Genomic DNA, 11,158 nt, shown 5'->3' with positions numbered 1-11,158 from the left:
GTGCTCGGTCACGTCGTCCATGAAAATGGCCACGTTCATCGCGCGTTCGGTGGGCATCATGTCGTCGTTCAGCCAGGTGCCATAGTCCTGGTGCCATTGCCACACGTCGCCTTCAAACGCCATCTTGCCGTTGATCTTGAACTGGTGCATGTAGAGCTTTTCGCCTAGCAGGTCTTCCACCGGCTCGATCATGCGCGGGTGCCGCGCGAGCCGGGCAAACGGCTCGCTGTACATGTGCGCGGCGAAGTTGGTACGCACCGCGTCCTTGCCTTTTTCACGCACGTTGTAGTCTTCGCGCCGGCTGTAGAGCTCGGGCACGGCATCGTTGAGCGCCCGGGTTTCTTCAGGCGTGAAGAGGCCGGGGAAAAACAGGTAGCCGTCGCGGTCGAATTGCGCAAGTTGTTCCGGGGTCAGTTTCATCGCATGTCTCCTGTTGCGTGTTGTCGGGTGTTCAGGGCGCCGCGCGGGCGCCGGTTTGGCCGAGTGCGCTGGACAGCAGGTTTGCCAGGTTGTGGCCCGCTTCCTCGCCATGCTCGCGGATCAGCGCTTCGGCCTGGGTTTCATCACCGGCCGCGATGGCCTCGGCAATGGCTTCGTGCTCATCCCAGATCGATTCGCGCATGGTTGATACCTGCAGCACAGCACCCATGGCGCGGCGGATGTGGTGCCAGTGCAGCTGGGCGCTCTGGGCGATCAGCGGGTTGCCCGAGGCGGTGTAAATGGCCGCGTGAAATTGCGCGTCGGTCGCCATCATGGCCTTGACGTCACCGCCCCGCGCGGCCTTTCGGCCCCGGCTGATCAGTTGCGGGTCGAGCCGGCAGCGGCCTTGCGCGGCCAGCCGGGCGGCCAGTGCATCGAGTGCGCTGCGTACCTGGTAGATCTGCACGAGCCAGGCCACGTCCAGTGGCGCCACCAGCACGCCGCGCCCCGGGGCGTCCAGTACAAAGCCGTCCTTCTTCAAAAGGCGCAAAGCCTGCAGTACCGGTTGTCGCGACACCGCGAGTTGCTCGGCAATGTCTTCCTGCATGATGCGCGCACCCGGCGCCAGCGAGCCTTCGCTGATGGCGTCCAGCAGGCTGCGGTAGACCTGGTCGACGAGGTCGGGCGTGGATTCGATTTTGATCAGTTGTTGTGGCATGTTAGTACTCTGTATACAGAATACATTGCGACTGAAGACCTGAAGTTTCGGGTTTACCCGTAAATGGTTGCGGGCGGCCGGGCTGTGCCAAGATGGCACCCGTTGAAGCTGTTTTGATACTTTCAGGAGAAGAACAATGACCCAGCCCGATCCCGCCTGGCTTGACCGCATGTACAACAACCGGGCTTTGGTACCGGACCACGGGGTGTATTTCGCTCGCTGGGCTGACAGCTCGCAGGCCATTCGCAAGCGCGTGCCCTGCCAGATCGATATTCCCTATGGCAACCATGCGGGTGAAATGCTCGACGTGTTTCCGGCGGGTGATTTCGCCACACAGGGCGGCACCCAGGGCCTGGCCGGTGYGCCGGTGCTGGTGTTCATTCACGGCGGGTACTGGCGGTCTCTCGACAAGGCCGACCATTCCTTTGTGGMGCCGGCTTTTACGCAGACGGGCGCCTGTGTCGTGGTGCCGAACTATGCGCTTTGCCCCGCGGTGACCATTCCCCAGATCACCATGCAGATGGTGGCGGCGCTGGCCTGGGCATGGCGCCACATTGCCCATTACGGCGGGGACCCATCCCGCATCACGGTGGTGGGCCATTCAGCCGGTGGGCACCTGGCTGCCATGCTGATGGCGTGCGACTGGAAGGCCTATGCCGGCGACCTGCCTGCAGACCTGCTGAAAAATGCCTTGTCGATTTCCGGCCTGTACGACCTTGAACCCATGCGCCACACGCCTTTCCTGAAGGATTCGCTGAAACTCACACCTGAACAGGTGCTCAAGGCCAGCCCGGCCCTGCTGCCGGCGCCGGGCCGCGGCACCCTGTACAGCGTGGCAGGTGCCGACGAAAGCGCGGAGTTCCTGCGACAGAACGTGTTGATCCAGCAGGCCTGGGGCTCCGGGGTGGTGCCGGTCTGCGAATCCCATCTGGGGCGCAACCACTTCAGCATCCTGGAGGCGCTGACCCTGGACGGCGTCCATGAGGGCTGCTTCTTCTTCGCCGGAATAGGGCCGGCGTACTTCAATGGCTGCGGTGGGCAAGGGGAGTGAGTCTCTTCAGGAACAAGGCCTATTGTCGCCGGAGCCGGCCTTGCTACTATTTGTTACCGCCGGCCTACATCAGCAGGTGTTCACCGGCGTTGTCGCCGCCCAGGGTCACATAGTTGACCTTGCGAATGTCCAGCAGCTTCGTGCCGCCGGCGTAGCTGATGGAGCTCTGGATGTCTTCTTCCATCTCGCGCAAGGTATCGGCCAGCGTGCCCTTGACCGGCTCCAGGATGCGCTTGCCTTCGACGTGCTTGTACTCGCCCTTGTTGAAGTCCGAGGCGCTGCCGTAGTATTCCTTGAAGAGCTTGCCGTCCACCTCGACGGTCTTGCCCGGGCTTTCTTCCAGGCCTGCGAGCATGGAGCCGATCATCACCATGGTCGCGCCAAAGCGCACCGACTTGGCGATGTCGCCGTGTTCGCGAATGCCGCCGTCGGCAATGATGGGTTTGGTCGCCACGCGCGCGCACCACTTGAGCGCCGACAGCTGCCAGCCGCCGGTGCCGAAACCGGTTTTCATCTTGGTGATGCAGACCTTGCCGGGGCCGATGCCGACCTTGGTCGCGTCGGCACCCCAGTTTTCGAGGTCGATCACCGCYTCGGGCGTGCCCACGTTGCCGGCGATCACGAAGGACGCCGGCAGCTTCTGCTTGAGGTAGGCGATCATCTTYTGCACCGTGTCGGCATGGCCGTGTGCAATGTCGATGGTGATGTAGTCGGGCACCAGGCCCTCGGCGGCCAGGCGGTCCACCGTGTCGTAGTCGGGTTTCTTCACGCCCAGGGAGATCGAGGCGTAGGCGCCGCGGGCTTTCATGTCTTTCACGAACTGGACGTTGTCCAGGTCGAAGCGGTGCATCACGTAGAAGTAGCCGTTCTTCGCCATCCAGGCGCAGATCTCCTCATTGACGACCGTCTTCATGTTGGCCGGCACCACCGGGATGCGAAAGCTGCGCCCGCCCAGCGTCGCGCTGGCGTCGCATTCCGAACGGCTTTCCACGCGGCATTTGCGCGGCAGCAGCAGGATGTTGTCGTAGTCGAAGATTTCCATGATTCCCAAGCCTTTGAAAAAACTGTTGAAGAAACAGAAGGCGCTTGGACTGGACCGGTTTTGTTTGCGGGCGCTTGGCAAGTAGACAAGGCAGAAACAAAAAACCGGGCGCAATTGCTTGGGCCCGGTGATTGATTCTATGCGCCTCTCAAGCGGGCGCTACCCCGCAAAGCGGTATAGCCTTTATATGCATAGTGGCATCTTGATAACCCGGGCTTGAGGCGCCAGCCTCAGCGCACCTCGACCTCGGCCACGCGCACGGTCTCCCGCCCGCGCGCCAGCCGCAAGGTCGTCCACTCGTCACGCGCCTGCGGCGTGCCGAACCCGGTGGTAACGCGCACCATCACGGTGGTGCCGGCCGACAGCACCTGCTGGCGGTGGCCATAGAACTGCGCCTCTACGCTGTACTTGCCGGCTTTGGCGGTTTTCAGCGAAAACTCCTCGGGACCATAGCCGCCCGTGGCGTCGGGGCTCATGGCGCCGCCCTGGTGGGTCAGACGGTTCGCATAGCTGGCCCTTTCGCCGTTCGGGTCGCTCACCCACATGTCGATGTCGGTGTCGTCGCTGTCCCAGGCCATCACCACACGCAAGGCCAGCGGCAGGTTGCGGCGCAGGCGCGTGTCCACACGGCTCATGTCCAGCGCCGGCTGGCCGCTGGCGGCGGGCTGGGCGGCAATCGCGTTGAGTTCAGCCAGCGCAATCATGTTGATGCCGGCGAAGCGGCCGTTCCAGGGCTGCGACACGACTTCCCACAAGGCGTTGACGGCGCGCTGCGGCTGGCCGCTCTCGGCCAGCGCCAGGCCCAGGTCGCGCCAGGATTGCGGCTCGTTGGGCGCCAGTTCGCTGATGCGTTCGAACACCGGCACGGCCAGGTCGTTGCGGTGCGCCTGCACCAGGCGGTAGGCRTACAGGCGCAGCAGCTGGCGGTTTTCCAGGTTCATCTCGGCCAGATTGGAGAGCACGCGCAGCCCCAGCTCGGGCAGGCCGCGGTCAAAGAACACGCCGGCTGCATCCATGTAGAAAGAGCTGCTGCTCAAGTAGGCGGCGCGCTCATCCAGGTAGACGCGGTACAGCTCGTCCTTGCCGGCATTCTGCAGGCGCTTCATGTAGGGCGCGTCGGGCAGCCAGGCCTGCAGCGCGATGGTGGCTACGGGCGCTGCTGTAACCGCCTTGGCGCTGCGTTTGTCCATGGCGTCGGAGCGTGCTTCGGCCATCATGGCGGGTGCGGCTGCGGGGGCTGCAGCGGCAGGGGCAGCAGGGGCGAAGGAAAGTGGTGCTGCGGGTGCGCCCTGGGCTTGCTCGCGCGACCGCGCTGTGCCGGCCAGACTGCCCAGGCCACCCTGGCTGATGTGCTTCTCGGCCTTGGGCTCCGCATGTTTGGGTGCTTCCTTGGGAAAGTCCCTGCCCCACCAGCGCTGCTTCTCCTCAAACTGCCTCACCATGGCCTCGATGTGCGCCTGCCGTGTCTGCGTAGCCTGTGCGAGTTGCTGCTGGCCCAGCCGCGCCACTTCATCCGCCAGCTCGGGCGGGGCAGGGAGGTTGTAGCGGGCATAGTCGGTGGCCAGCTCCAGCACGATCAGCGAACTGTTGAGCCCCACGACACCGTGCGCCGCCGCGATGCGCTGAAGTTCTGCGCTGTGCAGGCCGGCATTTTCAGCCAGCTCGGCGCTGCGCCATTGGGCCCACTGCTGGCCGGGCCAGTGGCCGCTGACCGGCTTGGCGCTGACCTGCAGCGCCAGTGTGCGCTTGCGGCCGTCCGGGTGCGCCAGCGTGATGTCGATGCGGGCGGTACTGTCTTGCAGCTCACCGGCCACTGAAATGCGGCCCTGGTTGATCCGCGTTGTCGGCGTCACGAGTTGCCGCGCGGACAGGCTGTCCAGCTTCTCAATACGCCAGCCGTGCATCAGCATGGCTTGCGCGCCCTCGTCGGGCGATTGCAGCGCGGCATCGACCAGCGCTCCGCCGGTGCGGTCGGCCAGCCTGGCCAGCCGCGCCATGTCGGCGGAGGCTGCGCCATTGATCACCATCACCGGTGCCGTGTGGGTGTAGCGAATGAGTTTTTTGCCGTCCGTCATCAGGCCGTCCGTCACCATCAGGGTGGTGTCCACGTCGGCGGGAATGGGCAGGTCGTCAAAATTGCTGGAGCCGTCGAAGGGCTCTGCGCGCAATGCATCGGCCAGTTCACCGAAGCGGCCCGGCGTGACGGTGAAGCTGCGCACAGCCTCGGCCTTGTTACGCACCACGAGCAGGCTGAGCTTGACGGGCTTGCCCAGCTTGCGGAAGTAGGCCTCCAGCACCGGCAGCACCCGGGCCTGCGCGGCGGCCGAAGCCGATGCGTCCCACACCAGTGCGATGTGGGCAGGGGCGGGCCGTCTCACCAGCTCATCGCGCACATCGAGTTGCCCGGCAAAGAACGGCTTGCCGGCAGATTCACCGACCATGACCTGCGGCTTGCCGGTGCGGCGCAGCGCCAGCTGAAGCCAGCCCGCAGGGCCCTGGGGGGCCTGCCAGTGGTTTTTTTGCAGGGCCAGTTCCGTGCCGGTGGCGCTGGCGTTCAGCTCGGTGCCGGCGGGCGCCTGCAGCAGTTCCACATCCCGGTGGGCGGCGCCGTGGGCGCGCACTTTCACCTGCAATTGGCCCACGCTTGACGCGAACACCAGCGGCACCCTCAGCACGCCCGCATCACGCTGGCGCGGCAGGGTTTCGTTGAACGTGATGAGCACGCGGCGCTCCCCCTGGGCCGGGATGGGATAAACGCGCAGCTTGTACTGGTTGCCGGCGGCGGCTTCCAGCAGTCCCGGGTCTACGCGCCTGCGGCGTATGTCTTCAAAGATCTCCTGGCCTTTGGCCTTGGGCACGGGCACTGCGTCGCGCAATTGGCCGTTGATATCCAGCGCGAAGCCGGTCACGACCTGGCCCTCCTGCAGCGGGAACTGCAGCTCGCCTTCGAGCACGCGGGGGTTGGGGTTGAAAAGGCTCAGCTCAACGCTGGTACGGGCCTGGTCGCCGAAGAGGTCGACTTCGATGGAAACGGCCCGCAGCTGGATGGGCTGGCCCGCATGGTTCACGGCGATGACCGGCGGCCGCCAGTCGGGCGGCGGGGCGAATTTTCCGTTGGGGAAAGGCTGCGGCATCGGGCTGAGCGCCAGTGCTTGCAGGCTGAAGCAGGCTGCGGCGGTGGCCTGAAGGAGGCGGGCGGCAGTCAGCCGGGTGAACCCGCGAAAGACGTGAAAGCCGTTTGGCATGAAAACCCCTTTTGTTGTTGGCGATGCACCGTTAAACGGCGCGCGCAATACAAAGGGGTTAAACGGCCTCAAATATTTTTCAGGGCGCGCAGCGCGACTGCGCCGCGGCCACCACCAGGCCTTTTTCGTTTTCTACCCAGCCCACCACGCGCATCCGGTCGGGGTTGGCGCCCTCCGCAATGCTCATGGAGCGTGCATCAAAGAACCTGTTTTGCTCTGTTTTTGATAGCTGCTTGCGCCCGTCCCAATTGGTCTGGAGCACGTTTCGAATCAAATTCCGCTCAACCGGGGAACCCTCGGTGCCGGCCGGCAAGGTTTCGACCAGGGCAAGCCAGGCTATCCATTGGCGGCCCTTGGCGGCTGCCGGGACGGGCTTGAGCTCGATGGAGGCGCCAAGATAACCGCTCAGCGGCAGGCCATGCGCGACACGCAGGGTGGCGCCCTTGATGGCTTTGACGGGCGAGGTGTTGGCCAGGCTTTGTGCGGGGACGGCTTGGCGCAGCGCCTCCAGCCGTTGCAATCCTTCGCTTGCGGCGACGGCGGACAGCGGGGCGTCGCTGCCCTTGTCGCCAGGAACCACCCAATCCAGCGCAACCTGGCCGGCCGTGGCCTTGGGAGTGGCCGGGTCGGCCCAGCAGGTGTCGCAGTTGGCGTTGATAAAACGCTCAAGCAGCGTCACTGGCCGGCCCTGGCCGTCGCTGGAGCAGGACGACTGTGCGCGCGCCATGCCGGCAAAACCGAGACCCGCCGCCAAAAGGCAGCCAGCCAGCCAAGCAGGCCCTGATGGGCCCAAACCTGTAGTCATGAAAACCCCAAATACGGCTATGTTCGCAGAAGCTGCGGCCGGGCGGGGATTTACGGGTTTCCCGGTCACAGTCTGGCGGGTGCAGAAGAAACTGAACCATACAATTTCAAAAGAAGCAAAGTTGAACCCGCGGCGCGAGCGGTGTTACCCTGCGCGCAGTCTTTCACAATTGCAGCGGCATGCCTGGCATACCGTTGCGCGAACCCATAGCCAATGCCTGCCATGAACGAAATCCCCACTTCTACCTCCACCTGTGACGTACTGATTGTGGGCGGCGGTCCGGCCGGCTCCACCATTGCAGCCTTGCTGGCCGCCCAGGGGCGCGACGTGGTGCTGCTCGAAAAAGCGCACCACCCGCGGTTCCACATCGGTGAATCGCTGCTTCCGGCCAATGTCGAGCTTTTCGAACGCCTGGGGGTGCGCGACCAGGTTGACCGCATCGGCATGCCCAAATGGGGCATTGAGTTTGTTTCGCCCGAACACGCGCACTGCAGCTACATCGAATTCGCCGATGCCTGGGACAAGTCCATGCCTTCGGCCTGGCAGGTGCGGCGCTCTGAACTGGACGAACTGCTGTTTCGCAACGCGGCGACGCGTGGGGCAAAAACGCTCGAAGGCTGCACCGTGCGCGATGTGGTGTTTGACGCGGAAGGCGCCACCGTGCAGGCGGAGCTGGACGACGGCGCGAAGCGCAGCTGGCGGGCCCGTTTTGTGGTGGACGCTTCCGGACGCGACACGCTGCTGGCGAACAAGCTGCGCTCCAAAGCCAAGAGCAAGGAACACAACAGCACGGCGCTGTTTGGCCATTTCACGAATGTCGAGCGGCTGCAAGGCAAGCGCGAAGGCAACATCAGCATCTGCTGGTTTCCCCACGGCTGGTTCTGGTTTATTCCGCTGGCCGACGGCACCACCAGCGTTGGCGCGGTGTGCTGGCCGTATTACCTGAAGTCGCGCGAAAAGCCGCTGCGCGAGTTCTTCATGGACACCATCGCCCTGGCCCCGGAGCTGAAACGGCGCCTTGCCAATGCCACGCTGGTCGATGACGCGGTGCACGCCACCGGTAATTTTTCGTACAGCAGCACCCATGCCACCGGCGACCGCTACCTGATGCTGGGCGATGCATTCACCTTCATCGACCCGATGTTCTCTTCAGGCGTTTACCTCGCAATGCACAGCGCTTTTGACGGCGCCGAGCTGGTGGCCACTGCGCTTGACCAACCGGCCGACCTGCCCGCTGTGCGCAAAAGCTTCGAAGCCATGATGCGCAAGGGCCCCAGGGAGTATTCGTGGTTCATCTACCGCGTGACCAACCCGACCATCCGGCACATGTTCATGCACCCGGCCAATCCGCTGCGCGTCAAGGAAGCCCTGCTGTCGCTGCTGGCCGGCGACATTTTCGGCAAGACGCCTTTCTGGGGCCGGCTGCGCATGTTCAAGGCGATCTATTACGGTATTTCGCTGGCGAATTTCCGCCGTACCTGGGACGGCTGGAAGCGCCACCGCATGGCCATCCGCGACGTGGGAGCGCTCAAGGGTGAGACCATCCTGAAGACGGACGCGAGCTAGAGCCCCCACGGTCGCTCACTGCGTGTAGCCCCGAGGCCTTGCAGGCCGCGGCCCCGGCTGGTGAAGAGAAATCTGCCTCCGGCGTACGGGGAGTATCCCGGCACCGTGCTGGTACCGTTGATCTTTCTACAATGGGGGATGTTCCCAGAAGTCCCCAGCTCCCCTCTCCTGCAAAACCTCAATCCGGAGCAACTCGCAGCGGTCACGCTGCCCAATACGCATGCGCTGATTCTGGCCGGCGCCGGGTCCGGCAAGACCCGGGTGCTGACGACACGCATCGCCTGGCTGCTGCAAACCAGCCAGGTGTCGCCCGGCGGCATTCTGGCTGTCACCTTCACCAATAAAGCCGCCAAGGAAATGATGGCGCGCCTGTCGGCCATGCTGCCGGTGAATGTGCGCGGCATGTGGATAGGCACCTTCCACGGTTTGTGCAACCGCTTTTTGCGCGCCCACTACAAGCTGGCCAACTTGCCGCAGAGTTTTCAGATTCTCGATACGCAGGACCAGCTCTCGGCCATCAAGCGCCTGTGCAAGCAGCACAACGTTGACGACGAACGTTTTCCGCCCAAACAGCTGATGTGGTTTATTGCCGGCAACAAAGAAGACGGCCTGCGCGCCAAAGACGTGCAGGTGCGCGACGAAGAAGGCCGCAAGAAGGTCGAAATTTATGCGCTGTATGAAGAGCAGTGCCAGCGCGAAGGCGTGGTCGATTTCGGCGAGCTCATGCTGCGCAGCTACGAACTGCTGCGTGACAACGTCCCCGTGCGTGAGCACTATCAGCGGCGTTTTCGCCACATTCTGATCGACGAATTCCAGGACACCAACAAGCTGCAGTACGCCTGGATCAAGATGCTGGCAGGGCAAGGGCCCGATGCGGCCCAGGGCACGGACGCCATGCCCGGTGGCTCGGTGGTGGCCGTGGGCGACGACGACCAGAGCATTTACGCTTTTCGTGGCGCACGCGTGGGCAACATGGCTGACTTTGTGCGCGAGTTCGATGTCAAGCACCAGATCAAGCTCGAGCGCAACTACCGCAGCTTCGGCAATATTCTGGATTCAGCCAACGAGCTGATCAGCCACAACAGCAAGCGCCTGGGCAAGAACCTGCGCACCGAAGCGGGGCCGGGCGAACCGGTGCGTGTGTATGAATCCACCAGCGATTTTGCCGAGGCCCAGTGGTTTGTAGATGAAGTGAAGCAACTGGTGCGTGACGGCACCGAGCGCAAGGAGATCGCGCTGCTTTACCGCAGCAATGCGCAAAGCCGGGTGATGGAAACCGCGCTTTTCAATGCCGGGGTGCCTTACCGCGTCTATGGCGGCCTGCGCTTTTTCGAGCGCGCTGAAATCAAGCATGCGCTGGCTTACCTGCGCTTGCTGGAGAACCCGCACGACGACACCAGCTTCATGCGTGTCGTCAATTTTCCGCCGCGCGGGATTGGCGCGCGCAGCATTGAGCAGCTGCAGGATATTTCGCGCGCGGCCGGCTGTTCGCTGTACGACGGCGTGAGTGCCGTGCCGGGCAAGGCAGGCGCGAACCTCGGCGCCTTTGCCGCCAAGATCCAGGTGCTGAGCGAGCAGACCACGGGGCTGACGCTGCGGGAGATTATCGAGCTGGTGCTGCAGCACAGCGGCCTGGAAGAACACTACAAGACCGAAAAGGAAGGCCAGGACCGGCTGGAGAATCTGGCCGAACTGGTCAATGCCGCCGAGTCTTTCGTCAGCCAGGAAGGCTTTGGCCGTGATGCCGTTGCGCTGCCGGTCGATGAACTGGGCGGGCGGCTCACGCAGTCGCCGGCCAGCCAGGGGCTGGATGCGTCCGCGCCGCTCGTCAGCGAGCCTTTGCCCGAGGCCCTGGCGCCCGACACGGAAACCGGTGAAACGCTGTCTCCGCTGGCGGCCTTTCTCACGCACGCCGCGCTGGAGTCGGGCGACAACCAGGCCCAGGCCGGACAGGATGCGGTGCAGCTCATGACCGTGCATTCGTCCAAAGGGCTGGAGTTTGACTGCGTGTTCATCACCGGCCTGGAAGACGGCATCTTCCCGCACGAGAACTCCATGAGCGACCGTGACGGTCTGGAGGAAGAACGCCGCCTGATGTATGTCGCGATCACGCGCGCGCGCAAGCGCCTGTACCTCAGTCATTCGCAAACCCGCATGCTGCATGGTCAGACGCGCTACAACCTCAAGAGCCGGTTTTTTGACGAGTTGCCGGAAGCCGCCCTCAAGTGGATCACGCCGAAGAATCCCGGTTTTGCGTCGGGAATGGGTTCCGGCGGATGGCCTGGTGCTAGCAATTCAGGAGCTGGTGGCG

Annotated in this window: 8 protein-coding genes; 3 read left to right on the top strand and 5 right to left on the bottom strand. The window is 63.8% G+C overall.

The features are described 5' to 3' along the window. Together AC1DWI_RS06185 and AC1DWI_RS06180 are read right to left on the bottom strand one after the other, a co-directional pair. A partial coding sequence (locus tag AC1DWI_RS06185) for a phytanoyl-CoA dioxygenase family protein (protein WP_477724544.1) occupies nt 1-420 on the bottom strand: 420 nt, incomplete at its 3' end. A gap of 31 nt (nt 421-451) precedes the next feature. Further along, the gene (locus tag AC1DWI_RS06180; protein WP_477668022.1) at nt 452-1,138 is read right to left on the bottom strand and encodes a GntR family transcriptional regulator; all 687 of its coding nucleotides are present in this window, start codon (nt 1,136-1,138) and stop codon (nt 452-454) included. Nucleotides 1,139-1,274: 136 nt separating this feature from the next. Here AC1DWI_RS06180 and AC1DWI_RS06175 point away from each other — a divergent pair, with 136 nt between their 5' ends. After that, nucleotides 1,275-2,189 (top strand): alpha/beta hydrolase, encoded by a 915-nt coding sequence (locus tag AC1DWI_RS06175; protein ID WP_477724543.1) that lies wholly within the window; start codon nt 1,275-1,277, stop codon nt 2,187-2,189. A gap of 64 nt (nt 2,190-2,253) precedes the next feature. On the opposite strand, the gene AC1DWI_RS06170 is transcribed toward AC1DWI_RS06175, so the two are convergent. The 3 genes from AC1DWI_RS06170 to AC1DWI_RS06160 form a co-directional block, all read right to left on the bottom strand. Continuing rightward, nucleotides 2,254-3,231, bottom strand: a complete 978-nt coding sequence (locus AC1DWI_RS06170; protein ID WP_477668019.1) for a GMP reductase — start codon at nt 3,229-3,231, stop codon at nt 2,254-2,256. Nucleotides 3,232-3,461: 230 nt separating this feature from the next. Further along, nucleotides 3,462-6,476, bottom strand: coding sequence for a VIT domain-containing protein (locus AC1DWI_RS06165; RefSeq protein ID WP_477668018.1), 3,015 nt, complete (start codon nt 6,474-6,476; stop codon nt 3,462-3,464). Between the two features lie 79 nt (nt 6,477-6,555). Then, on the bottom strand, nt 6,556-7,230 hold the full coding sequence (locus tag AC1DWI_RS06160; protein WP_477724542.1) for a hypothetical protein: 675 nt from the start codon (nt 7,228-7,230) through the stop codon (nt 6,556-6,558). 273 nt (nt 7,231-7,503) lie between these two features. On the opposite strand from AC1DWI_RS06160, the gene AC1DWI_RS06155 reads away from it, so the two are divergent. Then, on the top strand, nt 7,504-8,847 hold the full coding sequence (locus AC1DWI_RS06155; protein WP_477668016.1) for an NAD(P)/FAD-dependent oxidoreductase: 1,344 nt from the start codon (nt 7,504-7,506) through the stop codon (nt 8,845-8,847). A gap of 138 nt (nt 8,848-8,985) precedes the next feature. Then, the coding region (locus AC1DWI_RS06150; RefSeq protein WP_477724541.1) for an ATP-dependent helicase at nt 8,986-11,158 on the top strand (2,173 nt) is incomplete at its 3' end.

This window comes from Polaromonas sp. P3_C2 (assembly GCF_056402675.1).
The sequence above is the reverse complement of the archived record's forward strand: the minus strand, read 5'-3'. Positions and strand labels throughout refer to the sequence as shown.